This window comes from Cupriavidus alkaliphilus (assembly GCF_900094595.1).
Classification (GTDB): domain Bacteria; phylum Pseudomonadota; class Gammaproteobacteria; order Burkholderiales; family Burkholderiaceae; genus Cupriavidus; species Cupriavidus alkaliphilus.
This window is the reverse complement of record NZ_FMAD01000015.1, coordinates 18,909-44,504: the sequence shown is the minus strand read 5'-3', so window position 1 is coordinate 44,504 and position 25,596 is coordinate 18,909. Positions and strand designations below refer to the sequence as shown.

22 protein-coding genes are annotated in these 25,596 nt (G+C 66.2%); 13 read left to right on the top strand and 9 right to left on the bottom strand.

Translation table 11 applies throughout. The annotated features are described in order from the left end of the window. Nucleotides 1-432: 432 nt before the first annotated feature. The 8 genes from GA0116996_RS24770 (at nucleotide 433) to GA0116996_RS24735 (ending at nucleotide 9,656) form a co-directional block, all read left to right on the top strand. Complete coding sequence (locus GA0116996_RS24770) at nucleotides 433-1,899, top strand: cache domain-containing protein (protein ID WP_244159980.1); 1,467 nt, start codon at nucleotides 433-435, stop codon at nucleotides 1,897-1,899. Continuing rightward, nucleotides 1,896-2,567 (top strand): response regulator, encoded by a 672-nt coding sequence (locus GA0116996_RS24765; RefSeq protein ID WP_092316880.1) that lies wholly within the window; start codon nucleotides 1,896-1,898, stop codon nucleotides 2,565-2,567. Before GA0116996_RS24770 ends, GA0116996_RS24765 begins: the two co-directional genes overlap by 4 nt. Nucleotides 2,568-2,798: 231 nt before the next feature. Continuing rightward, complete coding sequence (locus tag GA0116996_RS24760) at nucleotides 2,799-4,247, top strand: aminotransferase class V-fold PLP-dependent enzyme (protein WP_092316877.1); 1,449 nt, start codon at nucleotides 2,799-2,801, stop codon at nucleotides 4,245-4,247. A gap of 34 nt (nucleotides 4,248-4,281) precedes the next feature. Further along, nucleotides 4,282-4,743 (top strand): RidA family protein, encoded by a 462-nt coding sequence (locus GA0116996_RS24755; RefSeq protein WP_092316874.1) that lies wholly within the window; start codon nucleotides 4,282-4,284, stop codon nucleotides 4,741-4,743. 293 nt (nucleotides 4,744-5,036) lie between these two features. Beyond that, the gene (locus GA0116996_RS24750; RefSeq protein ID WP_092316871.1) at nucleotides 5,037-5,729 is read left to right on the top strand and encodes an aspartate/glutamate racemase family protein; all 693 of its coding nucleotides are present in this window, start codon (nucleotides 5,037-5,039) and stop codon (nucleotides 5,727-5,729) included. A gap of 241 nt (nucleotides 5,730-5,970) precedes the next feature. Beyond that, nucleotides 5,971-7,401 (top strand): FAD-dependent tricarballylate dehydrogenase TcuA, encoded by a 1,431-nt coding sequence (tcuA, locus tag GA0116996_RS24745; protein WP_092316868.1) that lies wholly within the window; start codon nucleotides 5,971-5,973, stop codon nucleotides 7,399-7,401. Continuing rightward, the gene (tcuB, locus tag GA0116996_RS24740; protein ID WP_141693765.1) at nucleotides 7,385-8,596 is read left to right on the top strand and encodes a tricarballylate utilization 4Fe-4S protein TcuB; all 1,212 of its coding nucleotides are present in this window, start codon (nucleotides 7,385-7,387) and stop codon (nucleotides 8,594-8,596) included. The genes tcuA and tcuB overlap by 17 nt, the downstream gene beginning before the upstream one ends. Nucleotides 8,597-8,675: 79 nt before the next feature. Beyond that, the gene (locus GA0116996_RS24735; RefSeq protein ID WP_092316865.1) at nucleotides 8,676-9,656 is read left to right on the top strand and encodes a Bug family tripartite tricarboxylate transporter substrate binding protein; all 981 of its coding nucleotides are present in this window, start codon (nucleotides 8,676-8,678) and stop codon (nucleotides 9,654-9,656) included. A gap of 68 nt (nucleotides 9,657-9,724) precedes the next feature. On the opposite strand, the gene GA0116996_RS24730 is transcribed toward GA0116996_RS24735, so the two are convergent. The 8 genes from GA0116996_RS24730 to GA0116996_RS24695 form a co-directional block, all read right to left on the bottom strand. Then, the gene (locus GA0116996_RS24730) at nucleotides 9,725-10,651 is read right to left on the bottom strand and encodes a LysR family transcriptional regulator (protein WP_092316862.1); all 927 of its coding nucleotides are present in this window, start codon (nucleotides 10,649-10,651) and stop codon (nucleotides 9,725-9,727) included. 803 nt (nucleotides 10,652-11,454) lie between these two features. Continuing rightward, nucleotides 11,455-12,456, bottom strand: coding sequence for a Bug family tripartite tricarboxylate transporter substrate binding protein (locus tag GA0116996_RS24725; RefSeq protein WP_092316859.1), 1,002 nt, complete (start codon nucleotides 12,454-12,456; stop codon nucleotides 11,455-11,457). 74 nt (nucleotides 12,457-12,530) lie between these two features. After that, nucleotides 12,531-13,367: an amidohydrolase family protein gene (locus GA0116996_RS24720; protein ID WP_244159979.1), complete on the bottom strand. Its 837-nt coding sequence runs from the start codon at nucleotides 13,365-13,367 to the stop codon at nucleotides 12,531-12,533. Beyond that, nucleotides 13,360-14,295, bottom strand: a complete 936-nt coding sequence (locus tag GA0116996_RS24715) for an SMP-30/gluconolactonase/LRE family protein (RefSeq protein ID WP_092316856.1) — start codon at nucleotides 14,293-14,295, stop codon at nucleotides 13,360-13,362. The genes GA0116996_RS24720 and GA0116996_RS24715 overlap by 8 nt, the downstream gene beginning before the upstream one ends. Before the next feature lie 39 nt (nucleotides 14,296-14,334). Beyond that, the gene (locus GA0116996_RS24710) at nucleotides 14,335-15,279 is read right to left on the bottom strand and encodes a Bug family tripartite tricarboxylate transporter substrate binding protein (RefSeq protein WP_092317143.1); all 945 of its coding nucleotides are present in this window, start codon (nucleotides 15,277-15,279) and stop codon (nucleotides 14,335-14,337) included. 167 nt (nucleotides 15,280-15,446) lie between these two features. Beyond that, entirely contained in the window at nucleotides 15,447-16,376 is a 930-nt protein-coding gene (locus GA0116996_RS24705; protein WP_092316854.1) for a hydroxyacid dehydrogenase, read from the bottom strand. Further along, a complete protein-coding gene (locus GA0116996_RS24700) occupies nucleotides 16,376-17,059 on the bottom strand; it encodes an RraA family protein (protein WP_092316851.1) in 684 nt (227 codons plus the stop codon). Before GA0116996_RS24700 ends, GA0116996_RS24705 begins: the two co-directional genes overlap by 1 nt. 38 nt (nucleotides 17,060-17,097) lie before the next feature. Continuing rightward, the gene (locus tag GA0116996_RS24695; RefSeq protein WP_092317140.1) at nucleotides 17,098-18,030 is read right to left on the bottom strand and encodes a Bug family tripartite tricarboxylate transporter substrate binding protein; all 933 of its coding nucleotides are present in this window, start codon (nucleotides 18,028-18,030) and stop codon (nucleotides 17,098-17,100) included. Between the two features lie 116 nt (nucleotides 18,031-18,146). Between GA0116996_RS24695 and GA0116996_RS24690 the strand changes: the two genes are divergently transcribed. Both GA0116996_RS24690 and GA0116996_RS24685 read left to right on the top strand, forming a co-directional pair. Further along, a complete protein-coding gene (locus GA0116996_RS24690) occupies nucleotides 18,147-18,917 on the top strand; it encodes an IclR family transcriptional regulator (RefSeq protein WP_092316848.1) in 771 nt (256 codons plus the stop codon). A 182-nt stretch (nucleotides 18,918-19,099) separates the two neighbouring features. Then, nucleotides 19,100-20,500, top strand: coding sequence for a 3-deoxy-D-arabino-heptulosonate 7-phosphate synthase (locus GA0116996_RS24685; RefSeq protein ID WP_092316845.1), 1,401 nt, complete (start codon nucleotides 19,100-19,102; stop codon nucleotides 20,498-20,500). Between the two features lie 42 nt (nucleotides 20,501-20,542). On the opposite strand, the gene GA0116996_RS24680 is transcribed toward GA0116996_RS24685, so the two are convergent. Next, the gene (locus GA0116996_RS24680) at nucleotides 20,543-21,028 is read right to left on the bottom strand and encodes a helix-turn-helix transcriptional regulator (RefSeq protein ID WP_244159977.1); all 486 of its coding nucleotides are present in this window, start codon (nucleotides 21,026-21,028) and stop codon (nucleotides 20,543-20,545) included. Between the two features lie 375 nt (nucleotides 21,029-21,403). Here GA0116996_RS24680 and GA0116996_RS24675 point away from each other — a divergent pair, with 375 nt between their 5' ends. From GA0116996_RS24675 to GA0116996_RS24665, 3 genes are read left to right on the top strand one after another with little or no spacing between them, the layout of a single operon-like run. After that, entirely contained in the window at nucleotides 21,404-22,609 is a 1,206-nt protein-coding gene (locus tag GA0116996_RS24675) for an ATP-grasp domain-containing protein (RefSeq protein ID WP_092316839.1), read from the top strand. Next, on the top strand, nucleotides 22,606-24,426 hold the full coding sequence (locus tag GA0116996_RS24670) for an IucA/IucC family protein (RefSeq protein WP_092316837.1): 1,821 nt from the start codon (nucleotides 22,606-22,608) through the stop codon (nucleotides 24,424-24,426). Before GA0116996_RS24675 ends, GA0116996_RS24670 begins: the two co-directional genes overlap by 4 nt. Further along, nucleotides 24,423-25,595: an MFS transporter gene (locus GA0116996_RS24665; protein ID WP_092316833.1), complete on the top strand. Its 1,173-nt coding sequence runs from the start codon at nucleotides 24,423-24,425 to the stop codon at nucleotides 25,593-25,595. The genes GA0116996_RS24670 and GA0116996_RS24665 overlap by 4 nt, the downstream gene beginning before the upstream one ends. The last annotated feature ends 1 nt before the right edge of the window (nucleotide 25,596 follow it).

Sequence of the window (25,596 nt, the reverse complement as noted above, 5' to 3'; positions counted from 1 at the left end):
CCAGCACATATTTCCGGTGCATTTCCTTGCGCGCGCGCGGCCCATGTCTGCATTGTTATCGGTAGTCGCCCCAATCGACGTTCTGTCGCGCTTGCATCCTGGGCCGCGTGCTCGGGCACGCTGCTTGCTTTTTGCCACAAAACGTCATAGGTTTCCTCATGCATATCGGTTGAGCCCATCCGTTCGCCGGCTGCATCAGGGGTCGAGAAACCACCCGGCAAAGCGCGGCACCAGAACGCGCGTACGGGGCGGTTTCGATGAATCGAATTGGGAGGAATCGATTTGTCGTGGCGGCGTCGGCGTTCTCGCCAGCGCCGCTTCGGTGTTTCGTCGGCGGCCTTGCAGTCGGTACGCCAGCTCGAGTATGACCGGCTCCCCTGGGCCCCCGCGATGATCCAATTGCCCCCGCGCGTGCAAAGCGTGACGATCCGCATGAGAACGGTTGCCCTGGCGGCCGCCTTCATGCTGGTGGTCTTTCTGTTGGTGACCTGGGCGGTCTCGTACCAGATGGTCAGCCATTCCCGGCAGGACCGCAAACAGGTCCAGGCCGTCTACGTGGCCAGCAAGGAAAAGGAGCTGCGCCACTACGTCGAACTCGGCCATGCCACGCTGTCGCGCATCGCGCAGGGCAACGGCGAGGAAGCTGCGCTGCAGCAGCAAGTGCTTGCCGCACTCTCGCGCATGCATTTCGGCAATGACGGCTACTTCTTTGTCTACGATCGCTTCGGCAACGTGCTGCTGAACCCGGGCAGCATGGGAATCGACGGGGTGGACTTCTGCGATCCGGCCGATACCGGCAGCGACCAGGCCAGGATGCTGATCAACCAGGCGCACGCCGGCGGCGGCATTGTCCGATACAACTGGATCAAGCCGTCCTCCCGGGCCGAGGCGCCGAAGATGTCGTATGTGAAGACGGCCGACAGTTGGGGATGGATCATCGGCGCCGGCCTTTACATGGACGACATCGAGCGTGAGCTGGCGGCCTTCGATGCCAATGCCGCGCGCACGCTGCGCGATACGCAGATACGGCTTACGGCCTTCGCGATCGGCTCGGTCATGCTGATCAGCCTGGCCGGGCTGGCCTGGAACCTGCGCAACTCCCGCATCTCCGGAGAAAAACTGCGGCGCCTGGCACGGCGCGTGGTGAGTTCGCAGGAAGAGGAGCGCGCGCGCGTGGCACGCGAGCTGCATGACGGCGTGGTGCAGGTGCTGGTGTCGTCCAAGTACCTGCTGGAGACCGCTCAGGTTCATCTGGAACAGGACACGGAAAAGGCCCCGGAGCAAAACCAGGCGAAAGACCACCCGCCGTCGCGCCGCCACGCCCCGCAGGCACTGCTGGCGCAGGGCCTGGGCCGCCTGCAGGAAGCCCTGGTCGAAATCCGGCGCGTCTCGCACGGCCTGCATCCGGCCTTGCTGACCGACCTGGGACTGGCCGCCGCGCTGCGCATGCTGGTCGAGCAGTTGCGGCCGCAGCGTGCCGTCGAGCTGCGCTTCACCGAGCAGGGCGCCGTGCCGGCGCTGTCGCAGGCCCAGCGCACCGCGTTGTTCCGGGTCGCGCAGGAGGCCCTGAACAATGCCCTCACGCACGCGCAGGCCGGCTGGGTACAGGTTACGCTCGCCGGCGGCGCCCATCATGTTGCGCTGACGATCGAGGACAACGGCCATGGCTTCGACCTCAACAAGGTCCGCGCCGACGGCAAGGGCGGTATCGGCCTGCGCAATATGCGCGAGCGCATCGAAAGCCTGGAAGGCAGCGACTTTGCGGTGCATAGCGGCGCCGACGGCACGCGTGTCGAAGCACGGCTGCGCTTGCCGCCGCCAGAGCCCGAAGTACCAATCAGGACCCGGCCAGAACGCGGCCTGGGCCATCATTCCCCCGCAAGGAGGCCTGCTGCATGACCCCAATCCTTCGTGTGCTGCTGGTCGACGACCATCCGTTTGTGCTGGACGGCGTCCGCCTGCGCCTGGAGGCCACCGGGGAAATGACGGTGGTGGGCCAGGCGGCGAGCGTGGAAGAAGCCGTCGTCCTGGCCGGACAGCACGACCCGGACCTGGTGGTATCCGACATCCACATGCCCGATGCCAACGGCCTGCAGCTTGCCACGCGCTTCGCCGAACGCTTCCCGTCGGTGCGCGTGATCGCGCTGTCGATGCACAAGGATCCGGAATACGTGCGGCGCGCCTTTGCCCTCGGCGTCGCCGCCTACGTCCTCAAGGAAGCCCCCGCGCATGAGTTGGTGACCGCGATCCGCACCGTCGCGGCCGGCGGCACCTACCTCAACGCCGAACTGCAGGCCTTCCTGCAGACCGATGAGCCGCCGCCGTCCTCGCGCCGCACGCTCACGCCGAAGGAAGCCACGGTGCTGAAGCTGCTGGCCGAGGGCCGCTCCAACAAGGAGATCGCCGAGCGGCTCGGCACCTCGGTGCGCACCGTCGAAACGCACCGGCTGCACCTGCGCCGCAAGCTGCAGGTTGGCGGCCGCGCCGAGCTGGTGAAGTACGCGGTCCACTTCTCCGACCTGCACGCGATCCAGCTGGCCGACGCCGCGCTGGCCGCGGACTGCTGACTGCCCTTTAGCCGTGCGATGTGTTCATGCCTGGTGCGCTTGCACCGCGGCAGGGCGGTGGTGCGCACCATCATCGCCGCGCAAAACGGGCTCTCTGTATTACTGCGTAGGGGAAAGTCGTGCTGCTGTCGCCGCCTTTGTTTGCATAGACTTTTCCCCAGAACAGGCGCCAGGCATGCGGGCATGCTGGCCGGCCGATGCGCCGAACGTAGGACACAACGGGAGAGCACCATGGACGAGCTGAAGCAAAAGCAGAGAGCGGCTGTCGCGACGCCACCGCATCCGGAAGAACTGGCGACGTGGACGCCCAAGCGGCGCGATTTCCTGCGCATGCTGGCCTACGGCGCCGGCTCGCTGGCGCTGGCGCCGCTGATCAGCGCCTGTTCGGACGACGCCTCGGCGGCATCGTCTGACCTGCGTTCGCAGCTGGCGCAGGACGAAGCCTTCTGGAACGAGGTGCAGGGCATGTTCGTGCTCAAGCCCGAGAAGGTCTACATGAACATCGGCACCGGCGGCTCGATGCCCAAGGTGGTGCTCGACGTCTTCAGCCAGGAAAACCTGGCCAAGGCCGCGGATTCATCGAGCGGCTACGGCAACCTCGCCGACCTGCGCGCGGCGGTGGCCAAGGGCTTCGGCGTCGACGGCGACGAAGTGGCATTCTCCGGCAATACCTCGTCGGGCATGTGCCATGCGATCCTCGGCATCAAGTGGGAGCCGGGCGATGTGGTGGTCACCACCAACCACGAACACGGCGGCGGCCTGACTCCGCTCAATATCGCGGTGGACCGCTACGGCATCGAGATCTCGACCATTGCGCTGCCGGTCGGCAACAATCAGACCGCGAGCACTTATGTCCAGCTGTTCGACGAGCGCATCCGTGCGCTCAAGGGGCAGGGCAAGCGGGTGCGCGCGATGATGTGGTCGTCGCCGACCTACAAGACCGGCACCATGCTGCCGATCGCCGACCTGATGCAGGTGGTGAAGGCGCACAGCCTGATCAGCATTGTCGACGGCGCCCACCTGCCTGGCATGATGGCGTACGACTACGGCGCGCTGGGCATGGACTTTATGTCCGGGGCCGGCCACAAATGGCAGTGCGGCCCGGGTTCCACCGGCATCCTGGTGATCCGCAACAAGATGCGCCCGTCCAATCCGCTGCCGCTGCCGGAGTGGTATCCGATCCATACCAGCTCTTATGTCCGGCAGGCGCGCGGTGCCTATGACATCGCCGCCACGGTGACGTCCTGCGGCAGCCTTCATGTGCCGATGTTCCGTGCGCTGGCCCGCGCGTGCGAGATGTGGGACACCATCGGCCGGAAGAAGATCGAGACCTACGACCTGACGCTGTCGTCGTACCTGAAGGAGAAGATCGTCGAGCGCTGGGGCGTCGAGTCGCTGTACTCGCCCAAGGACGATCCGAAGCTGCTGTCCGCGCTGACCTGCTTCAACCCGTTCCGCAATCGCGACGATGCCATGAACCAGCAAAAAGCCACGCTGTTCGTGAACCGCATGCTGAGCGACTTTGCGCCGGGTTTCGTGATCCGCTCGGTGAACTTCGAGGTCATCGGCGCGCCGGCCCAGCACTATGGCATCCGCATCTCCACGCACCTGTGGCACGACGCGAACGACATCGACCGGCTGGTCGATTCGATGTGGACCCTGTCCGGTGCCATGGCGTAACCGGTCCCGTTTCAACACGACAAGAGTCAAGCCCATGAAACGATCTATTGCTCTGATGGCCGCGGCGCTGTGCGGCGTGGCATCGCTCTCGGCCTGCGCCCAGCACGGCGGCACGCTGCGCGCCGTCGCCTCGGCCGATGCCCCCAAGGCCATCGGCCCATACTCCCAGGCCGTGCGCGCCGGCAACGTGCTGTATCTTGCCGGCCAGATCCCGATCCATCCGAAGACCGGCGAACTGCTCAAGGATGCCCCCATCGAAGCCCAGACCCGGCTGGTGCTCGATAACCTGAAGGCCGTGCTGGCGGCCGACGGCATGACCATGGCCGACGTCGTTTCCACCACCGTCTACATGAAGGACCTGAACGACTTCGCCAAGATGAACGAGGTCTACGGGACCTACTTCACCGGCGTCGCGCCGGCACGGGCAACGGTGCAGGTCGCGCGCCTGCCGCGCGATGTCGCCGTGGAGATCGGGGCGATCGCGGTCAAGCCCTGAGTTTTTTTGGGGGAAGAGGGCAGCGGGGTACGGTTTCGGCCGTCCCCGCTGTTGGCATTGGGATGGCATCGCGGTGGCAAGGGCGCGCGCGGAGCCAGGATGTGCGTCACCTTTACAATGTCGCAAGCCGCATCCATTGCCTTGCGAGAGCCGGGGCCGATGAATCTCGCTTTATCGCGATTCGAGCCAGCACTGGTCAGGGCGAATTCAGCGAAACTGTTCATGTCTGACATCGCCCTGCGCTGCTAGTCTTTTTCAAGATTACGAGATCCTTGCGCAAGGAGAAGCGGAACATGAAGACCATCGGCCTGATCGGCGGCATGAGCTGGGAATCCTCGGCCGAATACTACCGACTGATCAACCAGGAAATGAAAGCACGGCTGGGTGGCCACAACAACGCCCGCAGCCTGATGGCCACCGTCTGCTTCGAAGAGATCAAGACCTTGCAGCACGCCGGTCAATGGGACGAGCTTGCGCAGTTGATGCAGCAAGCCGCGCGGCGGGTCCAGGCCGGCGGCGCCGATTTCGTGCTGCTCTGTACCAACACCATGCATCGGGTGGCGCCGGCGATCGAAGCGGCGCTTACCGTCCCGTTCCTCCATATCGTCGACCCGACTGCGCACGCCTTGCGCACGGCCGGTATCCGACGCGTAGGCCTGCTTGGCACCCGCTTCACCATGGAGCAGGACTTCTACCGCGGGCGGATGCGCGACATGCACGGGATCGACGTCGTCGTGCCGGACCTGGCCGGGCGCGAACAGGCTCATGCAATCATCTATGAAGAACTCTGCCACGGCATCGTGCGCGACGGCGCCCGGGCTGACTACCAGCGCATCATTGCCGGTCTCGCGGCGCAAGGCGCCGAAGGCGTGATCCTTGGCTGCACGGAAATCACGCTGCTGATCGGCCAGGGGGATGTAGCGCTGCCGGTGTTCGATACCACGGCGCTCCATGCGCAGGCCGGGGTGGCGCAGGCGCTCAGCTGAGCGGGCGGATGAAGAGCGCCGACCTCGGGGCTCGGGCATGGGGAAATCTGCCCAGGCTGGATGGGGACATCAGCCGTGAACGCGAAGGAGTAGGGATCCCCAGTTCGTGGATCTTGCCCTGTCGTCCGGCGGCGCCGGTCACCACCCCCGACCCTTCACAATAACTTAACACGTCTTAATCGCCGTCACCTTTCGTCTCCGTCGGGCCTTGCATACAGTCGAGCCCACAAGGAGATTCCCCATGAAAGATGTGCTGGTGATCGGCGGCGGCAATGCCGCGCTGTGCGCCGCGTTGATGGCGCGCGAAGCGGGTGCCTCGGTGCTGCTGCTGGAAGGCTCGCCGCGCGAATGGCGCGGGGGCAATTCGCAGCACACCCGCAACCTGCGCTGCATGCATAAGGCCCCACAGGATGTGCTGGTCGATGCCTACCCGGAAGAGGAATACTGGCAGGACCTGCTGAAGGTGACGGGTGGCATCACTAACGAGCCACTCGCGCGCATGACGATCCGTGCATCGTCGCGATGCCGCGGCTGGATGCGCCGACACGGCGTCCATTTCCAGCCGCCATTGTCAGGGGCGCTGCACGTGGCGCGCACCAATGCCTTCTTCATGGGCGGCGGCAAGGCGCTGGTCAACGCCTATTTCCGCAGCGCCGAGGCACTCGGTGTCGAGATCCGCTACGACACCCCGGTTGCCGCCATCGAGCGCGACGGCGACCGTTTCGTCGCCGCCGTGACCGCTACCGGCGAACGCATCGAGGCCAGGACCTGCGTGCTGGCCGCCGGCGGTTTCGAATCGAACCGGGACTGGCTGCGCGAAGCCTGGGGCCAGAACGAACGCGGCGAATGGCCGTCGGACAACTTCCTGATCCGCGGCACGCGCTTCAATCAGGGCGTGCTGCTGCGCCATATGATCGACGCGGGGGCCGATGCGATCGGCGATCCAACCCAGGCACATATGGTGGCGATCGACGCACGCGCGCCGCTTTATGACGGCGGCATCTGCACGCGGATCGACTGTGTCTCGCTCGGCGTGGTCGTCAACCGCGACGGGGAGCGCTTCTACGATGAGGGCGAGGACTTCTGGCCCAAGCGATATGCGATCTGGGGACGCCTGGTCGCGCAGCAGCCAGGGCAGATCGGCTTCTCGATCATTGACCAGAAGGCCATCGGCCGCTTCATGCCGCCGGTGTTCCCGGGTACGACCGCCGATACGCTGGACGAACTGGCGCGCAAGCTCGGGGTGCCGGAAGCCACCTTCGTGCGGACCGTTGAAGCCTTCAACGCTGCTTGCCGGCCCGGTACCTTCGACCACACGGTGCTGGACGATTGCGCCACCGATGGCATCGCACCGGCCAAGACGCACTGGGCGCGGCCGCTCGACACGCCTCCCTATATCGGGTACGCGCTGCGTCCCGGCGTGACCTTCACTTACCTCGGCCTCAGGGTCAACGAGCGGGCGCAGGTCCATTTCGATGGCAGGCCTAGCCCGAACCTGTTCGTCGCCGGCGAAATGATGGCCGGCAACGTGCTGGGCAAGGGCTATACCGCGGGCGTCGGCATGGCGATCGGCACAGCCTTTGGCCGCATCGCCGGCGTGAACGCCGCGCGTGCCTGTGATTACCGACATCCCGATTTCGACATGGAGCAGGCCGATGCCATCGCTAGCTGAACTGGTCGATCAGGCGCATGCCGACGCGCAAGGCGTGGGTGGCACTGACCGACGCGTGATTCCGATCCATCCCGTATTGCCGCTGACGGCTGCAGAAGGCGAGGTCGCGCGCATCCTGCAGATCTGCAATGCCTGCCGCTATTGCGAAGGCTTCTGCGCGGTGTTTCCCGCCATGACGCGGCGGCTCGAGTTTGGCCGTGCCGACGTGCACTATATGGCCAATTTGTGCCACAACTGCGGGGCATGCCTGCATGCCTGCCAGTACGCGCCGCCGCACGAGTTTGCCGTCAACATCCCGGTGGCGATGGCGGAGGTCCGTGGCCAGACCTACCAGGACTATGCGTGGCCGCCAAGGCTCGGCGCGCTGTACCGGCGCAATGGCCTCACCTTGTCGCTGGCCCTGGCACTCGGCCTGACGCTGTTCCTGCTGTTGGCCGTGGCGCTCAACGGCACCTTGTGGCCCGGTCCGGCCACTGGCAATTTCTATGCGCTGTTCCCGCATAACCTGCTGGTGTCGATGTTTGCGCCGGTGTTCGGGTTCGTGGTGCTTGCACTGGCAATGGGGATACGCAGGTTCTGGCGCGAAATCACCCCCGCGACCAGTGGTGCCGCGGTAAGCGCCCCGGCGGCGGCGGAAGCCGGTGCCGCCGTGCTGCGGCTGAAATACCTCGACGGCGGGCATGGTGCCGGCTGCAACAATGCCGACGACGCCTTCACGCTGTCACGCCGGCGTTTCCATCACCTGACGTTCTATGGCTTCCTGCTGTGCTTTGCCGCGACTGCAGTGGCGACGGTCTATCACTATGCCTTCGGCTGGCACGCGCCATATGAGCTGCCGAGCCTGCCCAAGCTGCTCGGTGCCATCGGTGGTGTCGGTCTCGCGATCGGCACCGCGGGTCTCGGCTGGCTCAACCTGCAACGCCACCGCCTGCACCTGGCGCACGGCCAGCGGCCAATGGACCTCGGCTTCATCGCCTTGCTGTTCCTTACCGCCACCAGCGGCCTGGCGCTGTGGCTGGGCCGCGGCACGCCGGCGATGGCCATCCTCTTGTGCCTGCACCTGGGCGCGGTGATGGCGCTGTTCGCCACCATGCCTTACGGCAAGTTCGCCCACGGCGTGTTCCGCAGTGCCGCGCTGCTGCGCCATGCGGTGGAGAAGCGCCGGCCGAACCCGGTCGGGCTCGGGGCGGACTGAGCGGCTGCCCGGCAGCTGGCCAGTCCCCAAGCTTTTCCAGAATAACCCTTTCCAGAACGACAATACGGAGACCGATTCGATGGACCGTCGACCGACCCTGCGCGCAACCTTGCTGGCCGCGCTCTGCTTTTCCCTGTCATCGGGTGTTGCGCAAGCGCAGCCCATTGCCGGCGGCAAGCCGGTTACGCTGGTGGTGGGCTTCGCCGCCGGCGGCGCCGCCGATGCCGCCGCGCGGCTGATCGCCAAGAAGCTGGCGGACAACCTCGGCCAGCCGGTAGTCGTCGACAACCGTGGCGGCGCTGGCGGCAATATTGCCCACCAACTGGTGGCCCGCGGTCCCGCGGATGGCAGCATGTTGCTGTTCGGCTCGATCGGGCCGCTGACCATCGCGCCACATCTCATGAAGCTGCCCTACGATCCGTTCAAGGATCTGGCGCCGGTATCGGGCGGCGTGAACTTCCCCAATATGCTGGTGGTGCACAAGGGGGCCGGCGTGAACAACCTGACCGAGTTGGTCGCGCTGGCAAAGAAGAAGCCCGGCGCCGTGGACTATGCGTCGACCGGCGCTGGCTCTGCTTCCCATCTGGCGGGAGAACTGTTCAACCAGCGTGCCGGTATCGAGATGGTCCACATTCCATACAAGGGTGGTGCACCAGCACTCCAGGATCTGCTTGGCCAGCGCGTGACGTCATACTTTGCGGCCCCGCCGACCGCGATGCCGCAAGTCGAGGCCGGCAAGCTGGTGCCGCTGGCCACCACCGGTCCGGTACGGCCGGCGTACTTGCCGAACGTCCCCACCGTGGCCGAATCCGGCTACCCCGGCTTCGAGGCGCTGAACTGGTACGCCTTCGTGGCCCCGGGCACGACGCCGGCGCCCATCCTCGATCGCTGGAACCAGGAGGTCGTCAAGGTGCTGAACGATGCGCAGGTGAAAGATGCGCTGAACAAGCATGGCCTGACACCGCAGCCGACCACGCGGCCGGAACTGCTTGCCTTCATGAAGAAGGAGAGCGCAAAGTGGGGCGCGATCGTCAGGGAGCGGAAGATTACGGTCGATTGAGGCCGGCCATCGGACCATCGCGCCGGCGCGTGTGAACGGCGGCTGATTGCGGCGCGGTCGTCCAGATCTCAATCCTTGTGGAGCGTCGCGCCGAACCACGCGCCGTCGCGAACCAGGCCGCGCGCGGTGTCGGCCAGCACGACCCGCGCGGCCAGTGCCGCGGGCGAAAGTTCATCATCGGAAAGGCTGGCCAGCAGGTTGTGCCGTCCAAGCTGGGCGTCGACCACCAGCGAGCGGACCAGCGTCGGATCATTGAGGCGCGCGGTTGCTGCGCCCGGCTGGATGGTGGCACCAAAGCCCGCGCGCACCGCGTCCATCAGCATCGACAGGCCGTCGATCTCCACCACCACGTTCGGCGTCACGCGCACCCGCGCAAAGGCCGCATCGAGCAGAGCGCGCAGACCGTGGGTAACGCTCGGCAGGATCAGCGGCAGCTCCCCCAGTTGCGCGAGCCGGGCACGCTGGCTGACCGGCAGGCCCGGCAGGCCCGCGGCGCCGAGCACATAGAGCTTTTCATCGAGGAGCGGCGTCACGCTCCAGCGGCGCGCGGTCTCGGTACGGAACACGATGGCCAGATCCAGCCTGCGCGCGTTGAGCATCTCGCTCAGATGCCCGGACAGGGCCTCGACCACGTGGACCCGTACGTCGGGATAACGCGTAGCCATTGCACGCAGCAGGGGCACGCCCAGCACCGCGGCGGTAGTCGACGCCAGGCCGATGCTGACATGGCCGGACAGCCGCGCCTGCTGCGCGGCCCGTACCGCATTGTCGGCGTGGCGCAGCGTCAGCTGGGCCTGCCGCAGGAATGCCAGTCCGGCATCGGTTGGCACCACGCCTGTGGATTGGCGCTGCAGCAGGCGCGTGGACAGTTCGCGTTCGAGCCTGCTGACCTGCTGGCTGAGTGCGGAGGTCGCAAGTCCCAGTTCGAGCGCTGCCTTGCCGAAGCTGCCGAGCTCACACACCTTGGCGAAATAGCGGAGTTGACGCAGTTCCATGGAATATCTGATGGCATCGCACCACGCGGTCGCCGCAGCGACGGGTGACTGGCTATCTGTCTTTCTGTACAGAATGCCGCGCAATGGTAGCACCCGGCAGGCGGGGCGCGCGCGGGGAGGATAGGCGTTGTCGGCTACATCGCTGCCAAGTACTCCACGCGAGGAGCGCCGGACATTTCCTGCCAGGCATGCGGGATTTCCAGGCGGCAAATTTGCAATGTGTCGATCGGCCAAGCGGGCCAGCGCTTGAACAAACTTAAGCCGTTCGATCTGCCGCATCGTCGCGGTAATGGCTCCTGCTGGCATGACGGGCTCCCAAGGTGGAAGCTGTCAAGCTTGCGCCTGCCAAACTCGGACATTTGAACTTAGCCAGAACCAGACATTACAACCTAGCCGCTACATCCTTTCTTCGCATAATAAGTGTTATGTCAAATTGAACGTGAACCTGAGGGATGCAACTCGCCCACTCCCCAGTGCCCGTACATCAAGCTCACTCCCCGCTATGCCACCGGCATGCGGGGATCAACCCCTGGAGCTAAAGCGGCTCGAAGCCATAGAGCGTCTCGGCGTTCTGCACGAGGATTCGTTTTGCCGCGGCATCCGTTCCCGCTCATGATCGATCCGATGTACACGTCAGTCTCCTTTAGTCCAGGCGGACACCACTCTCGCGAATTACCACCGCCTAGTTCGCGCTTTCGGAGTTGATAACGTGCGAGGTCTTGGGTTGCATCGTTGTCTCCATCATCTTCTTGCGCGCATTGGACTCGTTCACGGGACGCGAGAGCACGAAAGCCTTCTTCGCACTACTCCAGTACAATGCCGCCGGCCTTGCCGACACGCGTCCACTTCGCAATGTCTTCTTTCTGGAAGTCGGCGAGCGCCTGGGGCGAACCACTCGCTGGATTAATGCCCAGGCCATCGAGTTGAGCCCGCACCTCGGGATCTTTTAGCGCTCGGTTGATTTCGGCGTTCAGTTTCTGCACTACAGCTGCCGGAGTGCCCGCAGGTGCGAAGATGCCCTGCCATTGTTCGGCCTTGAAACCGGCCACACCTGCCTCGGCCATGGTCGGAACGTTCGGAAGACTGGCGGCGCGTGCCTTCGTGGCGACGGCAAGCGCCCGCAGCTTGCCGGCCTTGACAAGGGGCAGAATGGGCGCGGTAGGCGCAAACATGAAATCGACATGGCCGGCCATGACGTCCTGGATCGCGGGAACGTCGCCCTTGTAAGGCACGTGAGTCATGCGCACGCCTTGCTGCTGCTTGAGCAATTCGGCTGACATCTGAAGGATGGTTCCGGTACCGCCCGAACCGTAGCTCAGTCTTCCCGGTTCACGCTTTGCCGCCGCCAGCAGACCACGGACGTCCCGATAGGGGCTGTTTGCCCCGACGACCAGAACACTCGGAATGGTTCCAACCAGGGCCACCGGCGCGAAGGATTTGACTGCGTCGTAGGTCGGCCTGGGATTCAATGCAGGATTGATGGCGTGGGAGGCGGTGGATGCGCCGAGGATGGTGTACCCATCCGGAGCAGCCCGGGCGACGAACGCGGAGCCTATGGCGCCGGTAGCGCCCGGCTTGTTTTCGACGACAACCGTTGTGTGCAAGGCTTGACCCAGCTTCTGGGCGATAAGCCGCGCCAGGATATCCGTGGTGCCCCCCGGTGGGTACGGGACCACGTAAGTGATGGGCTTGCTCGGCCAGTCCGATTGCGCAGCCGTGGTCAAAGGCGCACCGGCGGTGGCGACGGTCAGCGCCAGGATCAGGGCCAGCCGGGCGTGGCCACGGAAGCGGCTAAGTTGTTGCATGGGAGTCTCCCTATGTTTTCGTTGCGCGAACTGCCCGTGGCTCGTAGAACCACAGTGCGAACGCGGAATGTCTGTCAGTCGCCGAAGCCGTAGAGCGTTTCGGGGTTGGTCACCAGCACCTTTCGGACCACTGCATCGCTGCCGCACCATTCCCGAAAGAGTGCGAGCATGCTCGCGTCGTCGATGGGATCGCCGCCGGCCGCCTGAACGGTGGGATGCGGCCAGTCGGATCCCCACACCATGCGATCGGGCGCCAGGCGCGTGTACCGCGACGCCAGCCCTGCCACGTCCCGGTACGTGGGCGGCCCTTCAACCGTTTCGATATATGGTGCGGACAGCTTGACCCATGCCCTGCCCGACTGAACGAGGTCAGCGATCACGGCATACCCCTTCTCACCTTCGGGCCGGCCGAATGGCAGATGCCCGTAGTGATCGAAGACCACGGCAACGGGAAGCGCGCGGAGGGTGGCCGCGATGTCAGTAAGCCATCCCGCGGGGATATTGAGTTGAATGTGCCAGCCCAGCGGAGCGATACGGGCAGCAAGACCGGGTAGCGCAGCAAGATCGAGTGGCCCGGGCATGGTGAGGTTGAAGCGAATCCCGCGAATGCCGGCGCGATGCAGTGCCTCGAGCTCGGCTTCGCCAATATCTGGTCCAACTACCGCAACGCCACGCGCATCCCTGCCCAGTTGCGCGATGGCATCGAGCGTGCAGGCGTTGTCGCGTCCGTAGGTGGACGGCGTGACCACAACGGTGCGCGTGGTCCCCTGGCGCCGCTGGACCGCACGGTACGCCGATAGGGTCGCGTTGGGCGGGAGCAGCGTCGCGCCCGGCGCTGCCGGATAGCGGCTGTCATAGACATGCATATGGCAGTCACACGCATCGGCAAACAACGGGTCCGGCTCACGCATGGTATTTCCCCGCCGCGCCCCCATGAACCGGAGCGCCTGGCACGGGCATGTCGACGCGCAATACGCTGCTGCCGGTGGATTCCGTCATGAACAGCGTCCTGCCCTCCTCCCCGCCAAAACAGAGGTTGGTCAGAGAGGCGCCGGCGGGGCCACGAATGACCTCGACCGGTTCGGCGCGCGGATTCAGCACCCAGACGTAACCCAGGCCCGGGTTGGCAACGAGAAGGTGACCGTCCGCGCGCATGGCCAGGCCGTCAGGCCCGCTTGGGCCGTAGCTCGTAAAGAACTGGCCTACCTTGCTGACGGAGCCATCGCCCTGTAGCGGAACCCGCCACACGCAGTTGCCCCGCGTCATGGCGACGAAGAGCACCTTCTCGTCGGACGACAGCACCAGTCCGTTCGGACTCGGCGCGTTTGCTATCAGCACATCCAGGCGCCCGTCCGCTGCTAGCCGGTACACCCGCCCGGTGGGGTCGTGCATGCCGGTCTGCCCCTGATCGGTAAAGTACAGATTGCCGCGGGAGTCGAAAACCAGGTCGTTGAGTCCGCGAAATCTCTCGCTGTTCCGGCGTTCAAGCCAGGGGCGCACCGTGCCCGTCGATGCGTCCAGCACCATCAACCCGTTGCGGTAGTCGGTAATCAGGAATTGGTCGCCCGACAGTCGCTTCATGCCGTTGGGCTCGCCGTCATACTCGGCGACCAGTTCCCAATCTCCCGCGGTGGAGATCCGGAATATGCGTCCGAAAGGGATGTCGGTCACCCACAGGTAACCATTTGCCCAGACCGGCCCCTCGAGAAAGGCGTCGATACGCGCGCCACCGCGGTTGGCGCGCGACCAGTCCGTGTCCACATCGCGGCGGCGCAAGGCATTCGGCATCGTCGTGAACACGTCGGCGTTCCGCACAGCGGGCGGTTGCAAGAGATACATGGAATGGATCCTCGTTTGGACGGGTCTGCCCTGCGTTCGCTATTGCTTCTCGATGTTGGCTTTCTGTGCCACCGATGCCCACTGGGCCGTCTCACGTTGAATCAGCTGTGCAAAGCCATTGCTGTCGAGCTTGCCGGGCCGGGAGCCCATGTTGTCGAGGAAGGCTCTGACATCTGGCACTTCCAACGCCTTGCTGACGGCTTGCTGGAGCCGCCGGACCACGTCGGCTGGCGTTCCTTTCGGCGCCGCGAGTCCGGACCAGTTGAAGAGATTGAAGTTGGGAACACCAGCTTCAGCGAAGGTTGGCGCTTCAGGCAGCGCCGCAACCCGCTCCTTGCCGCTGATGCCTAGCAGGCGCATCTGCTTTCCCTTTACCTGGGACAGCACACTTGGCGTCGACAGGACCAACAGATCGACGCTGCCTGACAGCAAGCCCACAATGGCATCCCCCGCTCCCTTGTATGGAACATGCATCAACTCGATGCCGGCTGCCTGCTGGAACGCCTCCGTGGCGAAGTGCGGCGCGCTGCCGGGACCGCCGGTGCCGAACGTGACCTTGCCGGGATTCGCCTTGGCGTAAGCAACGAGCGATGCCAGGTCCTTGAAACGGGAGTCGGCCTTGACCCCCAACACAACCGGTGAGAAGGCGAAGGGAGCGATCGGAACCAGGGCTGAGGCGTGGTCCCAGCTCAGCTTCTTGAAGACATAAGGGAGCGTCGTGTAGGAATTGTCGTTCGCAAGCAGCGTGTAACCGTCGGCTGGCGCATTGACGACCATGCTGGTGCCAATGGTCCCGGACGCACCGGGCTTGTTCTCGACGACGAAGCTCTGGCCCAGCTGGACAGACAACTGTTGCGCGATCTTGCGCGTCACGACGTCTACCGCGCCGCCCGGAGGGTTCGGCACGACGATGCGGACCGGTTTGTCTGGGTAGGCGGCAACGGCAGAGTGGCTTGACAACGCAAAGGCCAGTGCGCCAACCATGGCGGCAACAAGGGATTGAACAGGGTTCACTTCGGTCTCCTTGCGCAGCGGTCGGCGCACTGCCCTGCCCCAGGGTGGAGGCAGCAGGCTCGCCGCGGCGATTGTTTGGAAGGCAAGTCGGAAGCGCGCCTATGGACAGCAAAGGCGCGCATATCAGGAGGGCGGCGTCAGGCGACGCTGCTTCCCTCCAGCACGGCCAGGACGTTTCTGGCGGCGCCCAGGCCCATGTTCACGTAGGCCGCATCACTGACGCCGCCAATGTGCGGCGACAGGATCAGATTCGGCACGTCGCGGAACGGGTGCGGCGACGGCAGCGGTTCGGTCTCGAAGCTGTCCAGGCCAGCCGCGTACAGCTTGCCGCTGCGCATGGCGTCGACGAGAGCGGGCTCGTCGATGAGGCCGCCGCGCGCTGTATTCACCAGGATGGCACCGTCCTTGAAAGACGCAAGCGTGTCTCGGTTCAGCAGACGCCGGTTCTCCTCGGTCAGCGGACAATGCAGGGACACCACATCCGACTCGCGGAACAGTTGCGCCAGTTCCACCAACTGGACGCCCTCGGGGGCAGTGCTGGCAAACGGGTCAAAGCCCAACACGCGCATGCCCATTGCCCGGCCGATGGCGACGACGCGCCGCCCGATCTCACCGAGGCCGACGACGCCCAAGGTGCGGCCTGACAGTTCGATGGTCTTGTGCGTTGCCTTGTCCCAATGGCCGGCCCGCATGCGATCGTTCAGCTGCGGGACAGATTTTGCGCAGGCCAGGATCAGGGCCCATGCGTGCTCCGCGACAGCCGCCGCATTGGCGCCCACCGCCGCCTTGACCGCGATGCCACGCGCCGCGGCGGCCTTCTGGTCGATCACATCGATACCGCTGCCGTGTTTGGAGATCACCTTCAGCGCCGGGGCTGCATCCATGATTGGCTCGCCAACCTTGCCGTATCGAACAATGATGCCCACCGGATCGTGTTGCTTTGCCAATGCAATGAGTTCATCCGGCTGGGGCGCCTTGCCGGCGAAGATCACTTCATAGTCATGCAGCAGCGCCACTGCCTCGGGCGCCAGGTCGGCGGCCGTAACGAGAATGCTCGGCCGGGACATCAGAGCACCTCACCTTCTTTGATCACGCCGGCAGTGACGAGTGAAGCAAACAGCCACGGCGCGTTGGTATTGCCCTCTCGAATCTGCGCGATGCGCCGCGCTTCGGCCTCTTCCTTGTGGGCGGCCAGCGGCAACAGCGCCTCGATCTTCTCGCGCTCGACCGCGACGAGGCCGTCAGCGTCGCCGCAGATATAGTCGCCTGGGTTGATCGTCACGCCGCCTACCGAAACGGGATGGCCGAGGCGGCCGCCCACTTCCTTGGTGGGACCATTCGGATTGGTGCCGACCGAGAACACCGGAAAGCCAAGTTCTTCAATCTCGAGGCTGTCGCGCACGGCGCCGTCCATCACCACGCCGGCCAGGCCACGCTGTCGCGCCGCATTCATCATGATGGCGCCCATCAGAGCGGAGGTCTGATCGCCCTTCCCATCGATGACCAGCACATCTCCAGGCTGCGCCAGTGCCAGCGCGGCATGGATCATCAGGTTGTCGCCCGGGCGGACTTCCACGGTGAAGGCCGGCCCAGCCAGTTTCATGTCCGGCCGCAGCGCCTTGATGCGGCCGTGCAAGGCGCCGCGACGCCCGGCAACGTCTGCCAGGATGGCGGGCTGGAATTTGGCGGCGCGGGAGACGATGTCAGCGGGCACACGCTCGAAAGATTTGACGATATTGGGCAAGCTCATGATGGGGCTCGGAAAGATGGGAGGGAATTGAGGCGGTGTCAGTCCAGCGTGGTGCCAGACGCCTTGATGACCGCCGACCAGCGCGTGATGTCCTGCCGGATCAGTGCGCCGAATTGCTCCGGCGTACCCGACAGTACGGTGGCACCCTGGTCGTTAAGTTTTTTGGCGAGTTCCGGCAGCTTCAAGGCCTTGTTGAACTCAGCGTTCAGGCGAATCACGATGTCTTTTGGTGTGCCGGCGGGCGCGACAAAACCGAACCAGGTCGCGGCGTCGAAGCCCTTGACACCGGACTCGGCGAACGTGGGCACCTGAGGCAGGTCCCCAACCCTGGCGGCGGAGGACACAGCGAGCGGCCGTAGCTTGCCGTTGCGGATATGGCCGAGCAGGCTCGGGACAGAGGCCATATACAGATCGACCTGGCCTCCGATAAGGTCATTCACCGCCTGCGCGGCGCCTTTGTAGGGAATGTGTGTCAGCTTGAGGCCGGCATTCCGCTGAAACTGCTCGCCGGCCAGGTGTGCGACGGTGCCGTTCCCCGGCGAGGCGAAGTTCACGGCGCCGGGCTTGGTGCGGCTGGCGGTCATGACGTCAGCGAGGGATTTGTACGGCGACGACATCGACGTCGCCAGGACCAGCGGCGCGCTTGCCACCATGCCGATGGGCACGAGGTCCTTGAGGGGGTCGTACGGCAAACGGGGATACAGCGTGGGATTGATGGCCAGGTTGCTGGTCTGTCCCATGCCGATGGTGTAACCGTCGTGGGGCGCCTTTGCGACCGCGTCGATACCGAGATTGCCGCCCGAACCCGGCTTGTTCTCGATGACAAAGGTCCAGCCCGTAGACAACGCCACACGATTGGTGATTTCCCGGGCAATGATGTCGGTGCCGCCCCCGGCGGGAAACGGGACCACGACGCGGATGGGCTTGCCGGGATATGGGGCCGCGGCAGAGGCCAGAGAGGCAGTCGCCATACAGGCAATGGCGATCAAACGGCACAGGGAATTCACGCTCGTCTCCGTGGTGTTATGTGTGCGCCAATTGTTCTCCATCGTTTCAAGGCATACAATGCCGTTTCATAGCATGCAACATGTTTCGCCACATGAACCAGGAAGGAACGCAAAACTCCGAAGAAAGTGCCGGCGGCGTCATTGCAGTGAAAAGGGCGCTGCAGGTCCTGGGCGCCTTTGACGTGACCGACCCAGAGTTGTCCCTCGCGGACATCAGCCGGCGCACTGGCATCCACAAGACCACGGTGCTTCGTCTTGCGCGGACGCTGGCGACGTTCAACTACCTGGTGCAGAAGGAGGACGGGACCTGGCGGCTAGGACGGGCCGCAGGCTGGCTGGGTGCCTGCTATCAGGCAACGTTCAACGTGCAAGAAGTTGTCGAACCCACCTTGCGCGAGCTTTCCATCAAGACCGGGGAAAGCGCGTCGTTCTACGTGCGCGAAGGCCAGGAGCGGACGTGCCTGCTGCGCGTCGAAGGCCCGCAAGCCATCCGTCATCATGTGCGGATCGGGGCGACGCTGCCGCTGGACTGCGGCGCGCCCGGGCGCGTCATCCTGGCTTTTTCGGGGGCGTCGGGAGAACCGTACGAACTGATCCGCCGACGCGGCTTCCATCTGTCCATGGGCGAGCGCGAGCCTGAAGTCTCGAGCGTCGCAGCGCCTATTTTTGGGCTGCACTGGCGCTTGCTGGGTTCGATGTGCATATCGGGTCCAACCGCTCGCCTCGGAGAGGAACGTCTGCTCGAATTGGCCCAGACGGTGGTGGAGGCGGCAAATCGCCTGTCCTACGCCATGGCCGGGAGTCAGTGGCCAGTGGCACGCATGGAGCGGCCTTCGACCTGGCATCCGTGACGGACGGCTTTCCTGTCGAGAGAGTGGACCGCAACATCCGGCCACGGCGTGCTTTCACACCGGGCACCGTCAGGAAGGACTCGACCTCCACGTGTTGACCCGCTGCCCGGCACCTGGCACGGTTTGCACAATGTTTCGCCAAGCGTCGCCCTCGCGCCTGATTTGCGCGATGCGCCCCCGACATGGACAAGCCCCCTCTGCCACCACACCCCTTGCTCGACGCGATGCTGAACGACGTTCCGCGCCGCTATCGCCTGCCAGAGCTCGACAGTGCCTGCGAGCCCGCCCTCGATGCCAGTCCGGCAACGACGCTCGCGCTCGTGATCGAACAGGCCCGCGCCGCGCTGGCGCGGGGCGAGACGCCGGATGTGGCGTGCCAGGACCGCTTCACTGGCGCGCTGGCGCGCATGGTGCGCGAAGCGACGCGCGCGGATGGTGGGGATCCGGTGTTCCAGGCCATGGTGCTGCGGCATCGGGCCGCGCCGGTGCGGGAGTACGCGTCGCTGTCCGTGCGTGCGGACCAGGATCGCCGCCTCGTCCACGCCGCCGTCAATGCGCTCGCCCATCCCGGCAAACAGCAACGCCTCGGCCCCGGCCCGCAACGCGAGGCGCTGGCGCGGCTGCATGCATGCGCCGGCGCTGGCGCCTGGAACGAACTGCACGATGCCGCGCAGCACCTGCTGGAGATATCGCAGACGCCTGCGTCGGCGGGCGAAGCGCCGGCGGCGCGCGGCGTGATCCAGCTGCTGGAACATCCGGCTCTGGCACGCCTGCGGCGCCTGGATGCGCTGGCGTCGGACGCGCTCGTCGTGGAATACCGGACGCTGTGGGAGCGGTACGGTCCGCGCTCGGGCAGCGCCTCCGCCGTCGCGCAGGGGCTGTCGGCACGGCAGCGTGGCGAAGCCGCCGAGGCGCTGGCCGCGCAGGCGCTCCAGGCGCTGGCGCAGCGGCTTAACGCTGCGGTGGGCGCACCGTCACCCTACCGCGTGGTGACGTCGATGCGCGTACCGGCAGCGATCCCGGCGGCGCACCAGCACGCCAAGAGCGAATGGGATGTGGTGCTGCTCAGGCAAGTTGCGGCGACCGGCGACACCGCGGGCGGCACACCGGCCTGGGACGTGTGCCTGCTGGTCGAGGTCAAGGCCTCCGTCGATGCTGCGACCACGGATTTTCCGCGGCTGCTGCGCGGCTTGCGCCTGCTCGCGCATGCGGACAAGGACGCCGTCTATCCGTTTGCGACCCGCGAAGGCACGGTGCCGCTGCGAGGCGCTGCGCTGTGCGCCCTGCCCTCGGCAGCCACGGCGCTGGCCCGCACGGTGCTCTATTGCTGCGATGCGCCTCCCGAGCCGGCGCCACGCTTGCTTAGCGCCGCCGCCCGGATGCAGTTGCTGTCGGCAACGCCGACGCTGGACTTCGCCGCCGCCCTGATGGCGGGCACGCCAGTCGACGCGCGCGCGCTCGAGCCGGTCTGGCATGCCCTGCTGGAAGCGCCCGGCTGGCGTGCCGTGCTCAATCAGTATGCGGTGTTGCGGCAGGTCCGTGAACTCATGGTGCATACCGACGACTTGCTGGCCGCGGTGTAGCCAAGGGATGGCGGCGTCAAGACGCGCGCCGGGCTGGCCGACCTATGTTCCACTACCAGGACGCGGCGCCAGCAGGTCTTCGAAGAAGAATGCCGCCAACTGATGCCGTCCGCTGACCTTGGCTTTGGCATAAAGGTTGGCGGCGTGCTGCCGCACGGTCTTGGCCCCGGTCTCGCGCACGCCGGCGATTTCTTCCAGCGACAGGCCCTTGACCAGCAGTAATGCGACGTCCCTTTCGGCCGGGGTCAGGCCCCAGCGCTCGAACTGCTCCTGCATCGACTGCAGGAAGTCGCGCGTGGACCGCTGTGCGGCCGCGTCGCGTTCGGCCGCCGCGCGCACTGCGGCATCGGCCGAATGCTTGAGCGTTTCGAACGCGCGCAAGGCGCGCCGACGCTCTCCGATCACGATCCCGAGGATCACCAGGAACGCAAGCGTCGCCGCGGTTTCGGCGTAAAAGTGGAACGACGGCCCGCTGCTGACAAGCTGGTACAGGTCCCATGCCTGATAAAGCGGGAAGACGGCAAGCATGAGCAAGAACTTTGGGGGCATAGGCGTTCGGTCTCGGGCCAACCATGACAGTGCCGGCTGCGGGAAACGCGCATCACGGCGGACGCGTAATGTAACTGATTCTCAATAACAGGCCAAGACCCGTAGCGGCAAAACCGCCCGCACAAGTGGCCTGGCTAGCACAAAGTTCCTACCGGACATATGTACCGGGCCCGGATGGTGTGCTTTGGATGGCACCCGAGTACGGAACAAACGGCCCGAAGGGCCATGGCAAATGCCGCTTCCAGGCCTCGATTGCGTTGAGCGTGAGAATGAGTCGCATTAGCATGATTCGGCTGCTGCGTACCCCCTGCGTTGCACATTGCGCTCCCCCGCACTCCACCTGAGGCCCGACTCATGCAAGAGATTTTCGTACTCGCACACGTACCGACCCCCGCCGTCAACGAGGGATTCCTGCCGGCGGCGCGCGCGCTCGGGCACTCCGTCGTCTTGTTGACGGATTGTGCCGATGCCCATCGCGCACACTTTGCCGGCACCGGCCTGCCCGCCTACCCGGATGACATCGTCCCGTGCGATGTCTTCAACCCGCTGGCGGTGATCGATGCCATCACGCGCCGCGGTGGCAAGCCCGCGGCCGTGTTTTCCAATAGCGATCACCTGCAGGCCGCCACGGCGATCGCCGCGGCTTATTTTGGCCTGCCAGGCAAGGACTGGCGCACCGCCTACGCCGCCAAGAACAAGGCAGAGATGCGGCGGCGCCTGGCAGAGTCGGGCATCGACACGCTCTGGCACGCGGTCGTTTGCGACAGCGCCAGCCTGGCCGCGCTGGCCGACGTGCCGATGCCGTGCATCGTCAAGCCGCGCGAAGGCGTCGCCAGCCAGCAGGTCAGCCTGGCGCGCAGCCACGCCGAGCTGGCCGGGCATTGCGGCGCGATCTGGGCGCGGCACCCGGGCCAGGTATTGCTGCTCGAGGAATACCTGGAGGGCCCGTTGTATACGCTCGAAACGCTGGGCGATGGCAAGGAGCTGCGCGCGCTGGGCGGTTTTCGCGTGACGCTGTCGCCGCCGCCGTACTTCGTCGAGCTGGAAGCGGTATGGGGCACCGGCCTGCCCGCCTCGGTCGAAGCCGAGGTGCTGGACACCATCCGCCGCTTCGGCATCGGCTTCGGCGCCTGCCATACCGAATACGTGCTGACCGCGAAGGGCCCGCGGCTGATCGAGATCAACTACCGCAGCATCGGCGACTACCGCGAGTTCCTGCTGTCCGACACCCTGCAGTTCCCGCTGTTCGAGCAGGTCCTGCGCCTGCACCTGGGCGAGGCGCTGCCAGCACTCGAGGTGCCGAGGCGGGCGGCGTGGATCCGCTATTTCACCGCGCAGGCGGAAGGCACGCTGCGGCACGCGCCCGCCCATAGCCAGCATGAAGGCGAAGGCGTTCGCCTGACCTACCAGCCGCTGCGCAAGGTCGGCGACGCGATCCAGCTGACCCACTCCAACAAGGATTACCTGGGCGTGCTGCGCGGCAGCGGTCCCGACAGCGCGGGTCTTGCCGCGGCGGTCGAACTGGCCAGCAGCAAGCTGGCCTGGGAGATCGCACAATGACCGCCCGCCTGCCTGGTCAGACGAGCGAGTCCGCCACGGCGACCCATGCCGATGCGGCCTATATCTGCGTCCGCGTGGTCGACACCCTGCTGCGCGAAGACGTGCGCGCCTGCGTCAGCCGGGGCGAAATCCGCGGCGCTGAAGCGCTACCCGCCGCCGATGCCCGCGGTTTCGATGCGAGCCAGCAGTGGCTGCGCGTCCCGCACCTCGGCGCCGGCACCCTGTGGATCCCGGTCACCCCGACGCGCTATATGCAGGAATGGCGCCTGACTCGCCTGCCCGTGCTGCGCGAGGCGGCCGGCGCGTTCTCCGCGCTGCATGAGGTCGACGCCATCCTGGCCGCATTCGCGGACGGCCTGCCCGGGGAAGATGCGCGCCTGTTCACCGCCTACCTCGACGAATGCCGTGCCGCGGCGGAGCATCGCACCGTCTCGATGGCCGAGCGCGCACGCTGGTTCGCGCAGGCGGGCAGCGCTGGCGGCCACGCGCTGCCCGCCTGGAACCAGCGCATGCTGCACTACGATCGCGTCGCGGGCTTTCTCGACCACCCCTACTACCCCACCGCGCGCGCCAAGCTGGGCTTTGCCGCCACCGACCTGCCCCGCTACGCGCCCGAGTTCCAGCCGGCATTCGCGCTGAACTGGCTTGCGGTCCCGCGCGAGTGCCATCATGCCAGCGGCGACGCGCTGCCACCCTGCTGGCCGGAGTTCGCCGAGGTCGGCCTGGATCCCGCGCTGGCCCGTTCGCATGCGCTGGTGCCGGTGCATCCCTTCGTCTGGCAGCATCACCTCGATGGCTTCCTCGCCGATGCCGGGCTTGACGGGCAGGTCATCCGCGCACCGCGCGCCTGCCTGCGCGTGTCGCCCACCTTGTCGGTGCGCTCGCTGGTCGTGCTCGACGCTCCCGCCTGGCATATCAAGCTGCCGCTGACGATCCGCACCCTGGGCGCCAAGAACATCCGCACCATCAAGCCCAGCACCATCGGCGATGGCCATCGCATCCAGACCCTGCTTGGCGACATTGTCCGGCAGGAACCCGCCCTGCACGGGCAGGTGCTGCTGACCGACGAGGCCAACGGCGCCCATGTCGACCAGCGCCCGTTCCTGGGCTATATCCTGCGCCGCTATCCCGAGCCGCAACTGGCGGACAAGACGGTGGTCCCGGTGGCGGGCCTGCTGGCCGAAACCGCCAGTGGCCAGTGCGTGGCCGAGGAACTCGCTGGCCGCTATCACGGCGGCGATCTCGAGGCCTGGCTCGACGCCTACCTGGCGCTGACCCTGCAGCTGCACCTGACGCTGTGGTTGCGTTATGGCGTGGCGCTGGAATCGAACCAGCAGAACTCGATGCTGGTCTACGGCGACGACGGCCTGCGCCTGATGCTCAAGGACAACGATGCCGCGCGCATCGACCGCGCCATGCTCGCGCGCCGCTGGCCGGCACTGGCGGCGCGCCTGGACGGCCTGGAAGACCAGCGCATCGGCGTCGACGCGGCGTTGCCGCTGGCGCAGATGTTCGTCACCATCACGCTGCAACTGAACATCGCGGCGCTGGTGGAAGGCCTGGCGCAGCGTCGCGGCACCGACCCGGCCGCCGGCTACGCGCGCGTGCGGCGCCACGTGGAGGCCGTCCTTGCCGACCTGGCCGCCGCGGGTGAAGACACCGCCTGCGCGCGCCAGGTGCTGCTCGACGACGAACGGCTGCATTTGAAGTACCTGCTGACCGCCGCGTCGCTGGCGGAAAAGGCCCAGACCGGCGCGACCGACGTCAACAAGTTCTACGGCAAGCGTGCCCCCAATTTCCTCAGGGAGGCCGCATGAGCGCCGGCACGCGCCGGGTGGTCGCGGTGGTGATGCTGTGCCATTTCATCGCCGCGTTTGCGGCGCTGGGCATGCCGCCGTTCTTCGCCCTGATCCTGCAGCGCTCGCTGCACAACGATGTGCCGTGGCTCGCGGGCGCGTTCTACGTGGTGCCAACGCTGCTGGCGGCGATCTCGGCGCCATGGTGGGGCCGGCTCGCGGACCGCTTCGGCAAGAAGCCGCTGCTGATGCGCGCGCAACTGGGGCTGGCGGCAAGCTTCCTGCTCGCCAGCTACGCGACCAGCTCGTCTGCGTTCCTGGCGGCGCTGGTGCTGCAGGGCGTGCTGGGCGGAACGTTCTCCGCCTCCAACGCCTACCTGGCCACGGTCGCCAGCGGCACCACCCTCACCCGCAGCCTGACGGCGATGCAATGGTCGGCGCGCGCCGCGCTGGTGGCGGCGCCGGCCTGCCTCGGCCTGTGGATGGGGGCCGGATCGCCGATCGAACTGTACCGCTGGCTGGCGCTGCTGCCGCTGGCCGCCGCGGCGCTGATCGCCTGGCTTCCGGCGGGCGACGCCACCGGCGCGGCGCAGCGGCCGGCGGCACGCTCCACCGGCGCCGGCGTGGCGGCGCCGGCGACGCCGCGGCAAATCTATGTGCTGCAGTTCGCGTTCGTGCTTGCCACCGTGGCGACGTTCCCCTACTTCATCCCGGACCTGCAGCACCGCATGCCCGCCCTCTCCACGGCCGCCGCCGGGCTGCTGTTCGGCCTGCCGCACCTGGTGTACCTGGCGGCGGCACCGTTGCTTTCGCGGCGGCTGGGGCTGGCCCCATCGCTGACGCTGCTTGCCACCGCCTACGGCACGCTGGCGGTCGCGCTGCTGGCCCAGGCCGCGCCGCTGGAGCTGCCCGCGCTGGTGGCCTGGCGGGTGCTGATGGGCATCGCCATGACGGTCGGCTTTATCGCGCTGCATGCGCTGGTGGCCAGCGTGGTGCACGCGGGCAACGCCGGCCGCACCTTCGGCTGGTTCGAAAGCAGTTCGAAATGGGGCGGCGTCGCGGCCGGGCTTGGCGCCGGCGCCGCTGTCAGCCTGGCCGGCCAGCGTGCGCCCTACCTGCTTGGCGCGGCGTTGCTGGTGCCGGCCGTCGCCTACCTTCTTACCGCCCGACAGCGGATGAGCCCGCTCTGAT